Annotated in this window: 16 protein-coding genes and 1 tRNA gene; 8 read left to right on the forward strand and 9 right to left on the reverse strand. The window is 63.8% G+C overall.

The annotated features are described in order from the left end of the window. Positions 1–8: 8 nt before the first annotated feature. Positions 9–923, reverse strand: coding sequence for a S26 family signal peptidase (locus PHA81_RS09180; RefSeq protein WP_273836550.1), 915 nt, complete (start codon positions 921–923; stop codon positions 9–11). A gap of 152 nt (positions 924–1,075) precedes the next feature. Between PHA81_RS09180 and PHA81_RS09185 the strand changes: the two genes are divergently transcribed. Further along, positions 1,076–2,659, forward strand: coding sequence for a DNA-directed DNA polymerase II small subunit (locus tag PHA81_RS09185; RefSeq protein WP_273836551.1), 1,584 nt, complete (start codon positions 1,076–1,078; stop codon positions 2,657–2,659). Between the two features lie 159 nt (positions 2,660–2,818). Here the strand turns inward: PHA81_RS09185 and PHA81_RS09190 are convergent, their stop codons facing one another. From PHA81_RS09190 to PHA81_RS09200, 3 genes are all read right to left on the reverse strand, one after another. After that, entirely contained in the window at positions 2,819–4,087 is a 1,269-nt protein-coding gene (locus tag PHA81_RS09190; protein WP_273836552.1) for a dicarboxylate/amino acid:cation symporter, read from the reverse strand. Between the two features lie 184 nt (positions 4,088–4,271). Then, entirely contained in the window at positions 4,272–4,571 is a 300-nt protein-coding gene (locus tag PHA81_RS09195; protein ID WP_273836553.1) for a hypothetical protein, read from the reverse strand. A gap of 205 nt (positions 4,572–4,776) precedes the next feature. Beyond that, positions 4,777–5,160 (reverse strand): hypothetical protein, encoded by a 384-nt coding sequence (locus PHA81_RS09200; protein WP_005040067.1) that lies wholly within the window; start codon positions 5,158–5,160, stop codon positions 4,777–4,779. A gap of 167 nt (positions 5,161–5,327) precedes the next feature. Here PHA81_RS09200 and PHA81_RS09205 point away from each other — a divergent pair, with 167 nt between their 5' ends. Further along, the gene (locus PHA81_RS09205) at positions 5,328–6,518 is read left to right on the forward strand and encodes an aspartate kinase (RefSeq protein ID WP_005040070.1); all 1,191 of its coding nucleotides are present in this window, start codon (positions 5,328–5,330) and stop codon (positions 6,516–6,518) included. On the opposite strand, the gene PHA81_RS09210 is transcribed toward PHA81_RS09205, so the two are convergent. Together PHA81_RS09210 and PHA81_RS09215 are read right to left on the reverse strand one after the other, a co-directional pair. Continuing rightward, entirely contained in the window at positions 6,502–7,161 is a 660-nt protein-coding gene (locus tag PHA81_RS09210) for a metallophosphoesterase family protein (RefSeq protein WP_273836555.1), read from the reverse strand. The genes PHA81_RS09205 and PHA81_RS09210 overlap by 17 nt on opposite strands. Positions 7,162–7,210: 49 nt before the next feature. Further along, positions 7,211–7,867 carry an IMP cyclohydrolase gene (locus PHA81_RS09215; protein WP_049909807.1) on the reverse strand — a complete coding sequence of 219 codons (657 nt, stop codon included), beginning with the start codon at positions 7,865–7,867 and terminating at the stop codon, positions 7,211–7,213. A 162-nt stretch (positions 7,868–8,029) separates the two neighbouring features. On the opposite strand from PHA81_RS09215, the gene PHA81_RS09220 reads away from it, so the two are divergent. From PHA81_RS09220 to PHA81_RS09230, 3 genes are all read left to right on the forward strand, one after another. Then, positions 8,030–8,623 carry an HNH endonuclease gene (locus tag PHA81_RS09220; protein WP_273836557.1) on the forward strand — a complete coding sequence of 198 codons (594 nt, stop codon included), beginning with the start codon at positions 8,030–8,032 and terminating at the stop codon, positions 8,621–8,623. A 23-nt stretch (positions 8,624–8,646) separates the two neighbouring features. Then, positions 8,647–8,719: transfer RNA gene (locus PHA81_RS09225), tRNA-Gln, on the forward strand. Positions 8,720–8,967: 248 nt separating this feature from the next. Beyond that, positions 8,968–9,939 carry a nucleoside hydrolase gene (locus PHA81_RS09230; protein WP_273836558.1) on the forward strand — a complete coding sequence of 324 codons (972 nt, stop codon included), beginning with the start codon at positions 8,968–8,970 and terminating at the stop codon, positions 9,937–9,939. Positions 9,940–10,059: 120 nt separating this feature from the next. On the opposite strand, the gene PHA81_RS09235 is transcribed toward PHA81_RS09230, so the two are convergent. Continuing rightward, complete coding sequence (locus tag PHA81_RS09235) at positions 10,060–11,868, reverse strand: formate/nitrite transporter family protein (protein WP_005040080.1); 1,809 nt, start codon at positions 11,866–11,868, stop codon at positions 10,060–10,062. A gap of 367 nt (positions 11,869–12,235) precedes the next feature. Between PHA81_RS09235 and PHA81_RS09240 the strand changes: the two genes are divergently transcribed. After that, entirely contained in the window at positions 12,236–12,586 is a 351-nt protein-coding gene (locus PHA81_RS09240; protein ID WP_273836559.1) for a (4Fe-4S)-binding protein, read from the forward strand. Positions 12,587–12,590: 4 nt separating this feature from the next. Continuing rightward, complete coding sequence (locus PHA81_RS09245) at positions 12,591–13,373, forward strand: sulfite exporter TauE/SafE family protein (RefSeq protein WP_005040084.1); 783 nt, start codon at positions 12,591–12,593, stop codon at positions 13,371–13,373. A 553-nt stretch (positions 13,374–13,926) separates the two neighbouring features. Here the strand turns inward: PHA81_RS09245 and alaS are convergent. After that, a complete protein-coding gene (alaS, locus tag PHA81_RS09250) occupies positions 13,927–16,704 on the reverse strand; it encodes an alanine--tRNA ligase (RefSeq protein WP_273836561.1) in 2,778 nt (925 codons plus the stop codon). A 160-nt stretch (positions 16,705–16,864) separates the two neighbouring features. Between alaS and PHA81_RS09255 the strand changes: the two genes are divergently transcribed. Continuing rightward, a complete protein-coding gene (locus PHA81_RS09255; protein ID WP_273836563.1) occupies positions 16,865–17,374 on the forward strand; it encodes a TspO/MBR family protein in 510 nt (169 codons plus the stop codon). Positions 17,375–17,541: 167 nt separating this feature from the next. Here the strand turns inward: PHA81_RS09255 and PHA81_RS09260 are convergent, their stop codons facing one another. Next, entirely contained in the window at positions 17,542–19,164 is a 1,623-nt protein-coding gene (locus tag PHA81_RS09260) for a DUF4394 domain-containing protein (protein WP_273836564.1), read from the reverse strand. Positions 19,165–19,526 lie beyond the last annotated feature (362 nt).

A 19,526-nucleotide genomic window follows, 5' to 3' on the forward strand; every position in this document is an offset into this window, starting at 1 on the left:
TCAAACGATCATCGCGCAGCCTGGAATATTCCGACGCCAGCGAGCGCACCGACGATCGGGAAACCGGCCGCCGCTGCCGTCGTTGCTGTCGTTGCCGTTTCTGCGAGCGCACTCGCGCCCGTGCTCACCATCCCGAACAGCAGTCGGATCTCGCCGAGCCACGGGATGCGGAACTCCGCAGTGCCGGTGATCCACGACGGCTTGACCGGCGCGCTGATCGGTCCCATGAACCCACCACCCACCTGATCGTACTGTCCGTTGTTGTCGCCCTTCGTGATGAAGCCATCGTGTGGTGCCGGACAGTTGGTCAACGCCTCACAGCTTCCTGCACCGCCGAGATACTCCTGGTTCGCCTTATCGTACCAGTTCTCGCCGTCGTTCACCCAGAAGCGAGCGCGATGGATGATCGGCGTCTCGCGCCCGTTGCCGTCCGGCTCGTACACGATGACGTCGCCGTACTTGTGGAACTCCTTGTAGCCCGCCTGCTCCCCGGCACGGTAGCCGACCACGCCCGTCCCGGCCTGTGCCGCCCCGCCGGCGAAGCGGTGCTCTTCCATCACGAACACGAGATCGCCGGTTTTGAGGTTCGGCGACATGCTCTCGCTCTCGATCGCGACCATCGGCGGCCACAGCCCGCTGACGGCGAACAGGAGGAGACCGATGGCCGCCACGATCGCGAGGCTCGACGCCACCTCCCGGACGAACGCCACCGCCTCGTGGTCGGTCGTCGCGAGCCACCGCGCACGCGCGATCACCTCTCCTTCGTCTCCACTCCCGTCCCCTTCCTCACCATTCCCTCCGTGTCTTCGTTCGCCTCCGTGATCGCGTTTACCGTCCGCTCCGCGTTCTGTTTCACCGTCGTCGGCGGCGGTCTCCCAACCGTCTTGATCTGACCACGAATCGGAGCCGTCGCCGGAACCCATTGCCCTCTGTATTCCCGGCGGTCGCTTCAACTTTGTCTTCCATACTCATCCATCATGGACCATCCCGTCCGGTCGCGAACCGTCCACGGCGGTTTCGCCGACGACCGTTTCCGTCCGCTACGCTTTTGCTCCGTCCGGCGAAACCCTTCCCCGTGCCGCGTCCGACGCCGGTCCGGGTCGTGAGCGAACTCGCCAGCCGGGGCTACAACGCCGAGCGCGAGGCCGTGACGCTCCTTGCGCGCGCGGACGATCCCGACCGCGCGATCGAGCGGGCGACCGAGACCGTCTCGGACGACACGCTCACCCTCTCGGCCGAGGACGTCGAGACCGCTGTCGCAGCCCTCGAATCCTCGGATCCTCCCGCTGATCCGGATAATACACCCGATACGTCGACTGCCAACCCCTCTGTTTCGAGTGGAACTCTCTCACATGGAACTGACGGAACGACCGACTCTCCAGTCGAAACGAAGGGGTCGACTGGTGGGGCAGTAGAGGAAGAAAAGGAAACGATCGAGCGCTCGGCCGACCCGGAACTGCGCTCGCTCGACGTGCAGGGAGACATCACCGGTCGGAGCACCGGAACAGGCGAGTACGCCGACTTCGTCGCGACCTTCCGGGATCGGTACGAGCGCCTCTCGGGTCTCCTGCGCTCGCGGGTCAACCACCGGCCGACCGAGGCGGTCGACGCGATGGCCGGCGGGAGCGACGCCGCGATCGTGGGGATGATCGCCGACATCCGCTCGACCGCGAACGGCCACTGGCTAGTCGAGCTCGAAGACACCACCGGAACGTTTCCCTGTCTCGTTCTCAAAGACCGCGAGATCGCGAGCGTCGTCGACGAACTCCTGCTCGACGAGCTCGTCGCAGTCGAGGGCACACTCGCGGGCGACGGCGGCATCCTGTTCGTCGACGAACTCCACTTCCCCGACGTTCCCCGGACCTATCGCCCCTCGACCGCCGACCGCCACGTCCGTGCGGCCCTCATTTCGGACGTCCACGTCGGCAGCCAGGAGTTCGCGGCCGACGCGTGGTCGGCGTTCGCCGACTGGCTCCACACCGAGGACGCGGCGGCGGTCGAGTACCTCCTCGTCGCGGGCGACATGGTCGAGGGCGTCGGCGTCTACCCGAACCAGGACGAGGAGCTCGACATCGTTGACATCTACGAGCAGTACGAGGCCTTCTCCGAACGGCTGAAGGAGGTGCCCGGTGACATGGAGATCCTCCTCACCCCGGGCAACCACGACGCCGTCCGGCTCGCCGAGCCCCAGCCAGGCTTCGACGAGGAGCTCCGGGAGATCATGAGTGTCCACGACGCGCGCTTTTCGGGCAATCCCTCGACGGTCACGATCGAAGGCGTCACGATCCTGATGTACCACGGCGTCAGCCTCGACGAAGTGATCGCCGAACTCCCCGAGGAGAAGGCCAACTACGACGAACCCCACAAGGCGATGTACCAACTCCTGAAAAAGCGCCACATCGCCCCCCAGTACGGCGGTCACACCCGGCTTGCCCCCGAAGAACGCGACTACCTCGTGATCGAGGAGATCCCCGACGTCTTCCACACCGGCCACGTCCACAAACTCGGCTACGGCAAGTACCACAACGTGCTCGCGATCAACTCGGGCTGCTGGCAGGAACAGACCAGCTTCCAGAAAAGCGTCAACATCGACCCCGACGTGGGCTACGCGCCGATCCTCGATCTCGATACGCTCGACCTGACGATCCAGAAGTTCTGAGCCGTGGCCAGTACCGAGACGCCACCGCAGTCCCGTTCCCAGCTTTCAGTGCGACAGATGCGGCGACGATGGCCTCTTCTGCGTGCTGTGTTCGACGGACGAGCCGAGTGACGGTTCCGTGTCTGAGTGACGATTCTGCGTCAGAGTAACGATTCCGTATCAGTCGGTCGGCGTTTCGCTCGGAACGCTACCGCCCTCGCCGGGGTCATCGACCCAGACGCCGGACGTGAGGTCGAGAGCATCGTTCCATTTTCCGACGACCGTGCTCACTGCCAGATCCCCGACGACGTTGTTCATCGTGCGGAGACGGTCGAGCAGGGGATCGATCCCTGCGATCATCGCAATGACTTCGAGCGGGAGGCCGACCTGCGTCAACACGGCGGTCATCATCACGAGGCTCGCGCTCGGAACGCCCGCAGTGCCGATACTGGCGAGGAGGGCGGTGGCCAGAATCGAAAACTGCTGGCCGAGCGTCAGCGACACGCCGGCGATGTTCGCCGCGAAGACGGCGACGATACCGAGATACATCGCCGTTCCGTCCATGTTGATGGTGGCACCGAGCGGCAACGAAAAGCTGTACACACCGTCGTCGACACGGAGGTTCTCGTCGGCGTTGGACATCGAGACGGGGAGTGTTCCGCTGGATGAACGGATGCTGAGCGCCGTCACCATTGCTTCCTTGATACCGCGGAGAAATGCGAGCGGCGACGCACCGACCAACCCGCGGATGATGACGAGGAGGTAGACGATCGATATCTGGAGGCCGATGGCGAGGGCGAGGCTGAACGCCAGCAGAGCGTACGCTCTGAGGGCCTCCAGTCCGATTTCGCCGAACAGCGACGCCATCAAGGCGAACACGCCGATCACACCGTACTCCATGATGCCCCAGACGACCTTGAACATCACTTCCGCGCCCGCTTCGGCCGTCTCGAACAGCGTGTCGATGCCGTTCCGAACGGAGGAATCCGGTTCGGCCTCCGCTCTCACCATCGTCATCCCGAGACCGAACACCAAGGTAAAGAAGATGATGGCGAGGATGTTCCCCTCCGCCATCGCGGAGATCGGATTCGACGGGACGATACTGAACAGCTGTTCGCCGAGCGGCGGCGCTTGCTGTGTGTTCACGCTACCGCTCGTGAGCGTCACGCTCGACCCGGGTTCGATGAGGTTGCTCACGCCCAATCCGAGAGCGATGGCGATAGCTGTCGTGGCGAAATAGAGGAGCACGACCTGTCCGCCGATCTTTCCGAGATTCGCTGGGGACAGCTCTCGGGCTGCCATCAGCAGTGTGAAAATGATAATCGGAATGATTATCATTTCGAGAAGTCGAACGAACAGGTCACCGAGCGGCTGGAGGCGCTGGGCCGGTGGCCCGACCGCAAGTCCGACGATCGAACCGAGGACGAACACAACGGCGATGCGATACACGATCGGTATCGACCGATATCGTCGCCACGCTCGCTGCAGATGGTTCGTCACCCCGAATCATACTCCTAAATATAACAAAAATACTTCGATCGAGTGTGTTGCACGACAACTCCCATGACTCTGAAATGCATACGTGATTTCTTGCAACAAATTCAGGATATGGGAGACATTCTGAGAAACCCTTTCAGTCGCTCCGACGAAGCCCGTCGACGAGCGTCATGTACTCCCGAGTGAGCCTGTTCAACTCTCGGGGATCGATCTCGGCCGTAGTGAACAGTAGTTCCCGATCGGCGGTGGCAGCGTCGACGATGTCGATCCAGTGCTGGTCCAACACCGAGCCGCTGGCCGACCGATGGCGGCGCTTTTTCTGGATGATCTGTGTTCCTTGGGGGTTCTCGAACCCGTCCAGTTGCTGAGTTGGCTCCAACACTTCTTCGTCGCTCCACACCATCTCCTCCGGCGTCTGTAGGTCGCTCTGTTCCAAACCGATCCATCCCCAATGACCTGGAAATTCGCCTTCGTTCGTGATGGGTCGTCCTTCGTTCATGATGAGTCGCTTCAGTGCCGACCCGTAGCGCTCACGGGCACTTGGTTGATCCGGCCGTCGTTCGCTTGGTTGATCCGACCGTCGTTCCTTTTGTCGATCCGACTGCCGTCCGCCTCGCCCTCGTGATATCGAGCCCGGCGAACTACGGTTCGAGTCGAAATCGGACGGTCGGCGCGCCCTCGAACCGTGGTCCGGAGCCGGCGCGCTCGAAGCCAGCGGCCGCCGCGGCGCGCTGGAGTTCGTCCCGCGACTCCTCGACCAGGAGCTCGGCGGCCATCCCTTCGACACGTGCAAACCGCGCCGGCTCGTCGAGCAGTCGTGCCGCCACTTCGGTGGTGCCGTCGAGCTGGGTCACGTGAACGGTGTCGCGGCGGGCGTCGAAACTGACGAACCCGACGATCTCGCTGCCTTCGTCGGCGACCCGAACCGTCCGGTCGTGGACGAGGTTCCGCATCGTATCGGCCGGCGCATCCGCCAGCGTGGCCAGGCGTCCGGCGTCGGCCTCGACGGCCTCGCGCACCTCCATACTCCGCCCTGGGCTGGGAGACGTAAACCTCACTCGCCCGTGTTGGTCGATTCCGGACTCCCGCCCGCGCCAACGCGTGGGATGGAAGCAGTTATCCCCAGCCAGAACTACCCGCCGATCATGTGCCAATCTCGCACGAAGCCGACTGACTGCCACGAGGGATGTCGATGCGCGTCGTAGCCAAGTTCGGGGGGACGAGCCTCGGCAGCGGCGATCGGGTGAACCGTGCGGCCGACTCGGTGGCCGCCGCGGTCGAAGCCGGCCACGAGATCGCGGTCGTGGTCAGCGCGATGGGCTCTACGACGGATTTCCTCCTCCGGGAGATCCAGTTCGACGCCGACGAGGCCGACAGGGCCGAGATCGTGAGCATGGGCGAGCGCACCTCCGCCCGGATGGTGAAGGCCGCCCTCGCCGCCCGCGGGGTCGACGCGGTGTTCCTCGAACCAGGCAGCGACGACTGGCCGGTGGTCACCGACTCGCGCGGCGAGGTCGACGTCGAGGAGACCACCCGTCGCGCCCAGGCTCTCGCGGACCAACTGGGCGGCGTCGTTCCGGTCATCGCTGGCTTCCTCGCGGAAGACCGCGCGGGCTCGGTCACCACCCTCGGCCGCGGCGGGAGTGACACCTCCGCGGTGATGCTCGGCAACTACATGGACGCCGACGAGGTCGTGATCGTTACTGATGTGGAGGGCGTGATGACCGGCGATCCCCGTGTCGTCGAGGGGGCGAGAAACGTCGGGAAGATCAGCGTCGACGAACTCAGAAACCTCTCCTTCCGCGGCGCGGAGGTGATCGCGCCGAGCGCGCTCAACTACAAGGACGCCGAACTGGGTGTCCGGGTGGTCCACTACCAGCACGGCGATCTCCTCCAGGGCGGGACGAACATCGAGGGCACTTTCGAGACCCTGATCGACCTCCAGGAGACGCCGCTCGCGTGTCTCACGGTCGCGGGCCGCGCGATCCGCAATCGGCAGGGGATCATGACCCAGCTCTCGGGCGCGCTCGCCGAGGCCGACATCAACATCGACGCGGTGGCGAGCGGGCTCGATTCGATCACCTTCTACGTCTACACCGACGACGCCGCCACGGCCGAGACTGTCCTCCACGAGACCGTGATCGAGGAGGGCGCGCTGTCGAGCGTGACCGTCGGCGAGGAGAGTGCGGCGATCCGCGTCACCGGTGGCGACCTCCCGACCCATACCGGCATCGTCCACGAGATGACCGCGTCGCTCGCCGATCGACACATCACGGCCAACGACGTGATCACGAGCGCGACCTCGGTCGCGGTGTTCGTCGACTGGGACGACCGCGAGGACACGCTGTCGGCCATCCAGGAGACGTTCAGCGTCCCTTCCTGAGCCGCGTCCCGATCTCCTCGGGCAACCCTGCTTCCGTCACCGCGCGCTCGACGCGCTCGATTTCGTACCCGACCCGGCGTTCCTCCACAGTCAGTTCGTCGAGATCGAGAATCGCGTAGGCCGCCCGCGGATCGCCGTCGCGGGGCTGGCCGACGCTGCCCGGGTTCATGACGATCCCCGCGTCGTAGGTTTCGTGGTGTTGGACGTGTGTATGGCCCAGCACGAGCACGTCCTCGTCGTCGAGTAGCTCAGCCCCGAACAGATCGGGATACGTGTAGCGGTCGGGATCGTCGGGATGGCCGTGGACGATCTTCACCTGGCCATCGAACACGGTGCGCTCGTCGGGCAGCGAGTCGAGCCAGTCCTGCTGGTCGTCGATGAGCGCTTCGCGCGCGTATTCGACGCCCGCGCGGGCCATTCCGTTGAACGCGAACGCGGTTCCGCTCGCCACCGCGCGGTCGTGGTTGCCCATCACGGTGGGGATCTCGCGCTCGCGCACCCGATCGACGCAGTCGCCGGGCCACGGGTTGTACCCGACCACGTCGCCCGCACAGACCAGCCCATCGACCGGCGGCATGTCCTCGAACACCGCGTCGAGCGCCACCCGGTTCGCGTGGATATCGGAGACGACACCGACCTGCATACTGCGACCGTTGACCCCCAGCGACTTCAAACGCGGCTCTCGGTACCGATCACCCGTCGCCGTTCTCGATGGCGGTCGCGAACCCCGCTTCAGCGCGTGCGACGCCGGCCGCACAGACCCGGTGTTCGAACTCGCACTCGTAGACCGCTCGCGCCGCCGCTGTGGCGCGCGCCGTCGCAGCCTCCGCATCGTCCTCGGTTCCGCCGGCATCCGCAGCATCGAACGCCACCGCCTCCGGCCGATCCTTCTCGTAGGTCGCCACCAGCGTCGGCTCGGTGACTTCTTCGACGGTGATCCCGTCTCGGCGGACGATCCCGATGTAGCTCCCGCCGTCGACCGCCCCGCTGGATGCCCGTCCGTCCGCCGACCCACCGACGATCCCGGCGATCCGTGGGGTGTCGTAGTCGTCTTTCTCGAAGTCGAGCGCGAGCAAGGCGAGACAGAGCGCGTCGCGCGGTGGGTAGCCCCGGGCGAGTTTCTCGGCGATCGGATCGACGTGCGAGCCGTTGCCGAGCACGGCTCCGCGGTCGGTCGAGCGCACGCAGTTGTACGAGACGTAGGGGTTGTCGGTCTCGTCGGCCGCGGCGGTCGGAACCACGGTGAGGCTGCCGTCGCGGTCGACGATCTTCCGGTCGGGGAACGACCGCGAGGAGACCCGATACGCGCCGATGTCGGGACCGACGACGACGAACCGTCCGACGTACATACCCGCCCTCCACGCCTCGCCCGGAAGTACACATCGGTCCATGAGGATCGATGACTCGGCCGAGACCGGGCGGGCCTTGCGAACCGGGCGCTCCGGTGAGTCCAGTTCTCGCTGTTCTCGATATGGCCGCACGTTCATTGCCGATCACGAAGCAGACGATCCATGCGAACGACCGAGAACGAATGCCTCGACGCACTGCAGCGTGCGGCCGAACGACTCGGTGAGTCGCCGACGAAAGCGGCGTACGAGGAGCTCGGACTGACGCCCGCTTCGGCAACGATCATCCGGGTCATGAACGGATGGAACACGGCGAAAGCAGCAGCCGGGCTCGAAACGTACGTTTCCACGGGATCACGAGCCGGACCGAAACCCGACGACGTGACGCTGCCGAAGAACGTCACGTGGGAGAGTCTCTCCGTCGATCAACGATGGCACTATCGGAACGTCGACTGGAACACGGAGCGGACGCTCGACAGACGAGCCGAACTCCGTGCGTGGGCCCACGAGTACAAACGAGCAGACGGCGGGTGTGTCCGCTGCGTCGAGGACGATCCCGCGTGTCTCGACTTCCATCACACCGACACGGAACGAAAGGAAATGACGATCAGCAGCATGATATCGTACGGCTACTCGAAGGAACGACTCTTGGCGGAGATCGAAAAGTGCGAGATACTCTGTGCGAACTGCCACCGCAAACGGCACTACACGATCCCCGATCCGGTTTCAGCACGAGACGCTTCCAACAGGGATAAGTAGAGACGATTCCAACGGGTGATTGCAGTCCTGTGGTGTAGTGGCCAATCATGTGAGCTTCTGGGGCTCACGACGGAGGTTCGAATCCTCCCAGGACTATCACACTTTTCGCATGATCCAACCGGATAGCATCGGTTCCACGATCTACCACGTGGTGGGCCCTGCTGGCTCCGGATGATCTCTTTTGTTTATCGATCCACGGAAAGTCCGTATCAAAACTCCAGCTATCGGTGTCCAGAGCGACGGGAGAATTGAAAAATATCGGCAGGCACAAGAGATCGCTATTCTCGGGTGATCTGAGAACCACTCGTCGTCATCTATTTGCCGAGTTCGTCGGTAGTGGACGCATGACCGAACAGACGCGTCGCGTCATCGTCGACACCGACACTGCTGGTGACGACACGCAAGCGTTGTTGCTCGCCGCTGCCTCCGAACGCCTCGATGTCGAGGGTATCACCATCTGTGCGGGAAACGTCGAATTCGAACATCAAGTCGAGAACGCCAAATACACGCTCGATCTCGCGGGAGTCGCTGACGACGTTACCGTCTACGAGGGGGCCACCGAACCCCTGCTCGCCACCCACGACTACGCGGACTACATTCACGGCGAAGGCGGTCTCGGCGGCGAGCGCTTCCCGGACACCGGGATTCCATCGGGTGACCAGTATGGTCCCGACTTCATCGTCGAACAGGCCCGCGCGAATCCCGGGGAACTGACGCTCGTCTGTATTGCGCCGCTGACGAACGTCGCCTTGGCGCTCCAGAAGGAACCCAAGCTCGGTGATCTCCTCGACGATGTCTGGGTGATGGGTGGTAACGCGAACTGTTGTGGGAACGTCACGCCGGCTGCCGAGTACAACTTCTGGGTGGATCCTCACGCCGCAAAGATGGTCGTCGACGAACTGGATATGACGCTGTTCGACTGGGGTGTCACCGTTCGGGACACCGCCTTCGACGGCGACACACTCGACGAGTTCACGGCGGGGATCGACACCGACCTCGGTGAGTTCTTCGGCGAAGTAGCGACGTCGGTACGAGCGTTCAACCGGGAATCGTTCGGCGAGGACACGACTACACAGCCCGACTCCGGGATGATGGCAGCCGTCATCGAGCCGTCGCTCGTTGTGGAGGCCGGCAGGTATCACGTCGAGGTCGACGATCGCGACGGCCTCACGCGCGGGTACTCGGTGGTCGACGAGAACGACGTGACGGACGGCGAACCGCGGACGACCGTCGTGGAGTCCTTCGACAACGCTCGCTTCGAAGCGATGTTCCGAGCCATGCTCCGCGGGCGATCGCCGGAGTCCGCACTCGACTGACTCCAGCGACTGCGGTGTCCGACGTTCGTTACCTCCGCTCGTACCCAGCGCGGACGTAGCCACCGATCCAGCAGCAAATAGTGACTTTCGGACCGATTTCGACGGCGTTTGGGACACCAGTCACGTCCGCCCGAGCAGCCGTTCGAGAACGGTTCGCCCGCCCGGCCGCTCGGTGAGCAACACCGAGCAGTCGACCTCGTCGATGACGTCGAAGTACAACGAGTCGGTCACGAGCCGCGAGAGCAGCCCTTCCTCGGTCGCCCCTATGAGTACGAGCGAGTGGTCCACGGCCGCACGGCCGATTGCCCCCTCGACGTCGCCGGAATCATCGACCGTGAGCACGGCGTCGGTGAGGTCGTGGTCGGCGGCCCAGTCCTCCAGGAACTCCTCGCCCGCCTCGCGCTCGTCAGGACCGTCGACGACGTGGAGCAGCGTGATCTCCGAACCGACGGCCGAGCGGAGCGCTCGCGCGACCTCGGCGCTCAGATCGGACGGCGGCCCGCCCGCGGTCGGCAGGAGAACCCGTGAGGCGTCGTGGCCCCGATCCTTGAGAACGAGGACATCACTGGAGAGCTGGCCGGTCAGTTCGTCGAGCGGGCGCTCCGTGCGAGCGGCTCCCCACGGCCGGTCGGTCCCCCAGCCCATCACCACGAGGTTCGCGTGGTCGCGCGCCGCGGTGTCGAAGATCTCCTCGTACGAGCGGTGGGAGACGATCGTCGAGGTCTCACAGGGGACGTCGTACGACTCCGCGGTCTCGCGCACGTATTCCATTCGTTCGTCGGAGTCGGCGACGATGCGTTCGTGCTGGTCGCGATCGTAGCTCATCGACGCCTGTGGCGTCTGGACGATGTGAACGGCGTGAACGGTTGCGGGCGCGCGCTCGCTGGCGAGGCTGCACGCGAGCTCGACGGTTCCGGACTCGGTGCGCGGGTTGCCGATCGGGACCAGTACACGGTAGGAGGCGTCATCGGGCACGGTCCCTTCCGCGGTATCGAGGATCGGGACGTACGAACGACCGGCGAAACCGCCGAGCGCCCACTCCCGTATCGAGAGCTGGCGGCCCGCGCCCTCGAACCGGGCGGATTCGAGGCGGTGTTCGGTCGTCTGGAAGTAGTTGACGACGGTCACCAACACGATGCCGCCGAGGGTGTTGCCGAGCAGCACTGGAATGACGAACTGTGTCATTCCGACGACGAGACCGAGATCACCCGCAAACACCAGATACAGCATCTCGGTGAACGAGACGACCACGTGAAAGAGGTCGCCCAACGGGATCGCGAGAAAGGCCATGTACACGACCACGAGCCGTGAGATCGTATCGCGCGAGGCGTACACGATCCAGACGACGCCGGCGACGATCAACCCGGCGAAGACGGCTTTGAAAAACAGCGCCCACACTGGCGTCTCGATGCCGTGCTGGGCGTGGTCGAAGGCCGCCTGCGCCGCTTCGGGCGAGAACACGCCGCCCCACGTGAGTGCGGCCGCACCGAGCGCACCCCCGGTGAAGTTGCCGGCGAGGACGATGAGCCAGTGGCGCAGCAGTGTCGGAACACTGGCCAGCCGCTCGAGGGTTAACGCAACAGGAGGAAGCGTGTTCTCGGTGTAGAGTTGGTAGCCGCCGATGATGATGTAGACGAATCCGAGAGGATACAGTAGAGCGCTCAACACCGGGTCATTGTCGGTGGACGCCGTCATCGACGAATAGAGCAAGAACGTGATGGTGATGGCGAAGCCGGCGGCGAGCGCGCTGAAGAAGAGTTCACGCCTGCCGGAAGTGACCTCCTCGTCGGCTTCGGCGATGATTCGCTGGAAGACTTCGTCCGTGGAAAACCGATCGCGAACGACCGCCCCGGCGGCCGGGGCACCGCTTCTGGACCGTTCGATGGCATCTCGAACTGCCTCCGGATCAGGGTCGTCTGTGTCGGCCATTGCCGGACGATGTTCACAGTGGAACTAAGCGTTTGGTGTTCGAGGACGTGTTCTCGTGGAACACTGCTCTCACTGCGGCCGCACTGCGCTGCGTATCCTTCCGTTGGTGTGATTTTCGGCTTCGGTAGACACGAAGCGGACGACCCGTCGTCAGTAGCCCGTTCGATGGGCTCTCTCTCGGACGACGAAAGGCGAGACTCGACCCCCATTGCGTTCGGTTTCCGTTGTCCTTCACACGGACAAACGCGCGATGTGGCGCTACTTGCAGCGATAGGGCGCTGTTTGCAGCGGTATGGCGGGCAAACCGTCCGTAGTGTTAAGACATCTCGACACCATGAGTAAAGTTACCAATCGAGGCGAATCCACGATGAACGAAGCCAGCCACCAGTACTCCGGCGAGGCAACCGAGGGCAGCTACGACGTGCAGCAATGGATTCTCGCTGGAGAGTGCGTCCGTGGGTTACTCGCGGTGTTCGCCCCCGACGAGTCGCCGTGGATCGCCGCGGACGCCGACTCGACGGTTCGGGACACCGACACCGTTCCGTGTCGCTGTGGCGGTTCACAGACCAACCGTTCTGTGACGGAACACACGCAGCGTCCGGGTTTTCGACCGAAACACGGTCCAATCAGTGACATCACACTACAGCCGATGATTCACGAGCGTTCTGCTGTTTCTCTCCGTGATCGATCGGTGAACGACCGAGCAGGAACGCTGTAGCGACATGGTGCTCGGCTTTTCGACGGACGTCCTCGTTCTCATCGCGATCGTCGTGTTCTTCGCCGGCGCCGTTACCGGCGTGACCGGGTTCGGCTATGCGCTCATCGGAACGGTCGGATCGGCAGCCGTCCTCGAACCACAGCAGGCCGTCGTTCTCATGATCATCCCCGTGTTCGTTTCGAACATCCCTCTCGTGCGTGAGCTCAGCCGCGAACAGTTGCGGACCTGCGGGCGTCGATTTACGCCGTTCATCGTGGCGGCCGCCGTTGGAACCGTCGTCGGGATGGCCATCCTCCAGTGGATTCCGACCGCGCTGCTCACGCTTGCGCTCGGCGTGTTCACGGTGGGCTACGTCGTGTTCACGCAGGACGCGGTCCCGATTCCGGGCAAGGGATACGTCACATCGAACGCCTTCGAACAGTACCCGAACGCCCAGATCGGAATCGGCTTCGGTAGCGGACTGATCTTCGGGGCGAGTAACGTCGGCGTCTCGATGGTTGCCTATCTCGATAGCCTCGACCTCAGGCGATCGATCTTCGTGGGTGTGCTCGCCCTGATCTTCCTCGGGATTTCGTCGATTCGCGTCGGCGCGGCATGGCTGCTCGACCTCTACGGCTCGGGAGCGCTCGTGTGGCTGTCGGTCGGTGTGGCACTCGTCGGCCTCGTTGGCGTGGCGAGCGGCCAACGGATCCGCCACCTGCTGCCGGAGCGATACGTCGACGGATTCGTGTTGGTGTTGCTGGTCGTCATCGGAATCCGACTCATCGCTACCGGTATCGGCGTCTGAGGGTGAACTTCGAGCGAGCAACGGATGTGTGGCGGTTCTGCTGAATTTTTCCGGAATACGACGGTGATCGCTCGTAGCAATCCCTCGGCCAGCCCGCACGAAGCCTGCTCTGACGTTCGGATTGAACCGTCTCGTATGCGCGAGCCACGAACAGCACAGTGAGAACGAAAAGCGCGTTACGCGGCGACTTTCACGGCCGTTTCGCCGCCGATTCCCCATTCTGACTTCGACATACCGGTGAACAGAGCGTCCTCGGCCCATAACAGTAGAACGATCTGCCGAATGGAGCGGCCACACCGACCGATTCAGTGTATTCGATCATCTGACCTGTTCGGCTGGGTGTTCCCCAGAAATACGAGTGCCGAACCTCAGGACGGCCGTCGCAGAGATTTTCTATCGCGATAAACGATTTATCGGCCGATCTGTGGCCTTCCTCCGGCCCCGATATCGCTGAGCAGCGCCCCTGGAAGAGCGATACTGAGATCGACGAGCGGCCGAGACGGTGTCACCACTGGACGCGTGCTCGATCACAGAGAAACTCGATTTCAACCGCTCAGGCGTTCAGCACCTGGCGAAGCACGTCGGGAGCCGCCTCGAGCGTCGCGTCCAACTCCTCGGCCTGTGGCCCGCCGCCCTGGGCGAAATCCGGCGGGCCGCCACCGCCGCCGCCGACCCGTGCAGCCAGCTCGCCGACGACGTCGCCAGCATCGATCCCGACCCCGTCCGGAACGGCGACGACGAACTGTGCGCCGTCGGCCGCACTCCCGACGACGGCGACATCGCCGCCCTCGACGATCGCGGTCGCGGTCGCCTGGAGTTCGTCGGGCGAGGCGTCCATTCGTTGAATCACGGCCGTCGCGTCCCCGAGGTCGACCTCTTCGCCGACACCGCCAGCTGCGCGCGCCTCCGCGAGCTGGGCTTCGAGGTCCTCGATGCGCTTGCCGCGCTCCTTCCACTCCGTGAAGAAGCGGTCGGCGGTCTCGGGCACCTCACTCGGCGTGACGTCGAAGGCCTCGGCTGCTCCCGAGAGTGCGTCCTCGGTGTCCTGAGTCGCTTCGATCGCCGCTTCGCCCGCCGCGAACGCGAGCCGCTCGACGCCGTCCTGAACCCGTTCAGTATTCAGAAGCTTGATCGTGCCGATGTCGCCCGTCCGAGCGACGTGGGTCCCCCCGCAGGCTTGGACGTCGTCGGCGACGTGGATCAACCGGATGCGCTCGCCCGGCGGGATCCCGCCCTGGTAGAGGTCGAACCCGTGCTCGTCCTCGGCGTCGTGGCGGTCGGGCCACTCCGCTGTGACCGAGACGTTCTCGCGGACGAGCGCGTTGGCACGGTGTTCGATCGCCTTCGCCTGCTCGCGGTCGATCCGGTCGTAATGGCGGACATCGATCCGCGAGCGCTCGACACCCTTCTGCGCGCCGGCCTGACGGATGTGCTCGCCGAGTATCTGGCGCGCGGCGTGGATCACGATGTGGGTCGCGGTGTGGTTGCGCATCAACTGTCGCCGTCGCCCGCCATCGATGCGGCCGCGGACGAACTCGCCGGTGCCGGGGTTCGCGTCGGCATGGTGGACGATCACGTCGCCCTCACGCTGGACGTCCTCGACTTCCACCGTCACATCGTCGGTCGACAGTGACCCGGTGTCGGCGGGCTGACCGCCACCCTCCGGGTAGAAGAGGGTCCGATCGAGCACCACGTCGTAGCCGTCGTCGCGTTCGAAGGTGTCGAGCACCATCGCCTCGAACTCCGTGCGCTCCTGATCGTCGTAGTAGAGCTGTTCGGTCTCGGGGAGGTCGGCGATCCGCTCGTCGACTCCCGCTTCGATGGCCTCGTCCACGCCTTCCTCCCCGTGACGTGCGGCCACGAGGCTGTAGAAGTCGTCGGGCACCGATACTGCGGCACCCTTCTCGCGGGCGATCTCGGCGACCATGTCGGGCTGGATTCCATGCGAATCGTACAGCTCGATCAGCTCTTCAGTGGGGATCGACTCGTCGCGCTCGGCGTACTCCTCGGCGAGCTGGCGAACCCGTCGCCCGCCGCGTTCGAGCGTCTCGCGGTACTTCTCGACCTCGGTCCGGACGATGTCCCGGATCGTGTCGCGGTTCTCATAGCCCAACCGCTCGGCCTGCATGTCGACCAGCTCGTCGAGCGGTGCGTCGACCCCGACAGTATCGGTCAGTCGCTTGGTTCGTCGGAGCACCATCCGTGCGAGATAGCCTGTGCCGACGTTGGAAGGTACGATCTCGTCGCCGAGCATATAGGCTAAGGTCCGGCAGTGATCCGCGATGGCGTAGATGGCTTCGAGCGGTTCGAGCAGCTCGCGGAGCTCGTCCACGTCGACCCCGATCTGCTCGGCGATCGTTCCGCGGGCGCGTTCGGCGTCTTCGGCCTCGTCGATGTCCATGTGCCCTGCGAGCGTCGCCGCCCGCGTGACGATCTCCTCCTGATCGTCGGTGTGATCGATCCCGGCGTTTTCCTTCAGGAACTCGATCATGTCGGGGTAGATCGCCTCGTACACGGTGGGGGTGCCCTGGGAGACCCACGTCCAGCGTTCGAGGCCGTAGCCGGTGTCGACGATGTAGGTGTCCATCGGCGAGTAGGTGTTGCCGTCCTTCAGCTCGTACTCGCCGTCGGGATCTTGCTCCATCGACATGAAGACGAGCGTGGCGAGTTCGACGCCACGATAGATGACCTCGATCGCGGGTCCGGCGTTGCCGCCGCCGACCCACGGATCCTCGATGTAGGTGATCTCCTCGATGTCCACGCCCATCGACTCGAAGAACTCGTCGCAGTATCTGACTGTCTGATCCTTCCAGTAAACCTCGCCCTCGTAGGCGTACTGGTCGGGATCGTCGAGGTCCTCGCGCGCGTTGAACGCGTGGTGGGCCATCATCTCGAACGCCATCGTGTGTCTCCCTGTTTTGCCGACGTTGTCGATGTCCTGCATCCGGATGCAGGGCTGGCTGATCGTCAGCGGGTTCGCCGGCGGCGGGGTTTCGCCGCTCGTCACCAGCGGCTGGAAGTCGTAGATCGAGGCCTGCGTCAGGAGAACGTCGTCACGCCACCGGTTCGCGGCCACAGGGTAGGGCTCGATCCGCTCGTGATCGTGGTCTTCGAAAAAGGAGAGAAACGCCTCGCGCATCTCCTCCAGACTCCGTTCCTCGTCGAGGCTCGGATTCCCGATGAACGCGTACTCCGCACAGGGTGGCTCGCCGCAGGTCTCGCGATCCTCATCGCGCGTCCAGAAGAAATCGCCGCACTCGGGACACTCCATTCTGGTGAACCCCTCTTCCTCGAAATACTTCAGGCGGTACTCGGCTTCGAGCGTACTCATGGTATCCCGTCATACCCGCGTTCGCCTAAAACAGTTGCGTACCGTTCACGGAGCGTCGATTCGTCGTCTCGCCGACCACTCGGCGAGATGTGGTTTCGCGAGCGCGGACGGGACCCCAGCCCGACGGTAGCACTAACTGCTCGGCCCGCGTAGACGACCCATGTCGACCACCCACGACGGGCGGCTCGCGCTCCCCGAACGTCGACCACTCGTCACGATTACGGGCGTCGTCGGGGCCTGCGTCGTGCTCGGTGCGGCGGGCGGACTCATTACGGCCCCGCAGATCGAGACGTGGTATACGACCCTCGACAAGCCGGGTTTCACCCCGCCGAGTTGGGTTTTTGGGCCGGTCTGGACGCTGCTCTACGCCCTCCAGGGCGTCGCCGCGTGGCTGATTTGGCGCGCTGGTCTCGACCGCCGTATCGTTCGAATCGCGCTCGGACTGTTCACCGTTCAGTTCGTGCTCAATCTCTCGTGGTCGCCCGCCTTCTTCGGGCTCGAATCGCCGATTCTTGGACTCGCCGTGATCGTCCCGCTCTGGTTCGTGATCGTCGCCACCATGGCCGCGTTCTCGCGCGTCGATCGCCGCGCTGCCGCCCTGCTGGTGCCATATCTCGCGTGGGTCACCTTCGCCACGGCGCTGAACTACGCGATCTGGACGCTGAACTGACTCCGTCAGGCTCGTTTTGTGGGGGCGACGAGCATTAGCTGGCACCCTCCTTCGTCTCGCCACTGGACCGCCGAGCGACGAACGACGGCCGCGTCAGGCGGAAAATCGCCCTGCAGCGTTCGTCGGAAGGTGTGAGCACCACTATAAAATCCGCAGAGAGCAAGTGACTACTCTGAGACGATCAGCGGCTGGACGATGCCGAGCACCTGGTCCATGTTCCGCGCCATGTCGAAGGCGTTCGGCATCGAACTGCCGGGAATGAGCGCCCTGAAGTAGCTGGTGTGGCGCGCCTCGACCGAGTGGATCGACAGCGCCGCCGCGACCACGTCGTTGTTTTCGATGAGCGGTCCCGCACCGGCGTACGCCGAGGTGCCGACCGCCTCGACGCGGGCGGAGAACTTGACGAACTCTTCGAGGTTCGAGTACGGGAACTCGTACTCGGCGGCCTCAACTGGGGTGCCGCCGAGATCGTTGATCGTCTGGGTGAGCGCCTCGACGTGGGCCTCCTCGTGGTCTCGGACCGAACTGATCTCCTGGAAGGTCGCGTACCGGAGTTTCGGATTCGCGAACTGCTTGCCGATGGCGTCGGCATTCTCGATATCGCTCTCGGAGTACTCGTCGAGGAACTCGTTGTAGTAGGCCGCCTCGAGGTGTTCGAGCGCCAGCGCGAAGTTCAGGATGTCGACGTCGGTGACGTCGCCCATGTCACCCATGCCATTCGTGTCGCCTTTGTCGTCCTCCTTGGCGACGGGCATCGCCGAGCCGACTTCGAGGTCGATGCGGTAGAGTTTCGTCTCACCGTCGACGGCGATCAGCGCGTAGGCGGCTCCGTCAGTACCCGAAATATCGAAGCCGTTGACGGCGTTGGCGTCGATACCGAGGTCGCCGATGGTGGTCAGTCCACTGGTGGTGTCGGAGTCCGGGCTCGCATCCTGTCGGACGAGCACGTCGAGGTTGCTGTCGATGTCGTACAGCGTCGTATCGCTCGGGTCCGCGACGCTGTTGGTGTACCCCGAGGCACTGAGCTGTGGGGCGGTGCCGGCGTTGTCGTCGCCGTCCATGTAGAACGTATCGGGGTCCTGGCGGACGATCGAGCCGTCGTCGGCACTCGTGACGAAACTGTCGCTGTCGGTCGTCACGATCCGGATCGCGTCCGCGACCGGGTTGAAGTCGAACCCGATGCCGTCGATGAGATCCGTATCGGGGTAGTCCGCCGACCCCACAGTATTGGCCGAGGCGGAGCTTCCGTACTCGCTCGGCATCCCGACGGTGTAGAGGGTGCCGTCCTCACCGAGCGCGTAGAGTTTGCCGTCGGACGGACGGTAATCGATCCCGACGAGTAGGGTGTCGCCGCTCACACCGTCGATTCGGCTACTCTTATCGGTGTGAATCGCACCCGAGTCGAGATCGACCGGGACGAGCGCGTTCGCGGTGCCGTCCTCGACGGCGACCAACGCGACCGCGTGTTCCATGTTCGCGTCCTTCTTGTTTTTGTCCTGCTTGGAGGGGACGAGCGTGAGACCATAGACGGGCGGTTCGTGATCCGCGGCGGCGATACCGGTCCCGAGCGACCCGAGGGCAACCGCCGTGACACCCGCTTTTGCCGTGTTACTCATGAACGATCGCCGATCCAAGGCGCTGCCAACACGAGTAAGCAGGCCCTGTGTCGTCTCGTTCTCGCGATCGATATCGTCCTGTTCGTGGGTTGTGTTGTCGAACTCGAACTCACCGAGGTCGGCGAAGCTCTCGCCCGCTTCGATGCGTTCCGCGATGGTTTCTTCGGAAGTCATTGGTGGTTCCACCGCTCATCCAATCGAGCGGGGGGATCTAATGGCTATTCCGAACATCTCCCCATATCGCTCCGAAACTATACCCAAATCCGACCCAAATGAGGACGATCCGATATGACATTCGCCGGATAATGACACTCGCTCATTTAGCACGATAATGGTCGGAAACAGACTGGTCCCGAGTAAGTGATTGCACGTTCGATGTCTGAACATTGTTGAAATCCAGATCCAAGGCTGTACATTAAAAATCACTGGGGGATAGTAGTATGATGAATGATTGAATCGGAGCACCGTGATCGACTGTTCTCGGTTCTCAGTACTGCTTCGGCGGACACAACTCCGTGTTTCATAGCACGTTACTG

This window comes from Halococcus sp. PRR34, assembly GCF_028617175.1.
GTDB classification, from domain to species: Archaea; Halobacteriota; Halobacteria; order Halobacteriales; family Halococcaceae; genus Halococcus; species Halococcus salifodinae.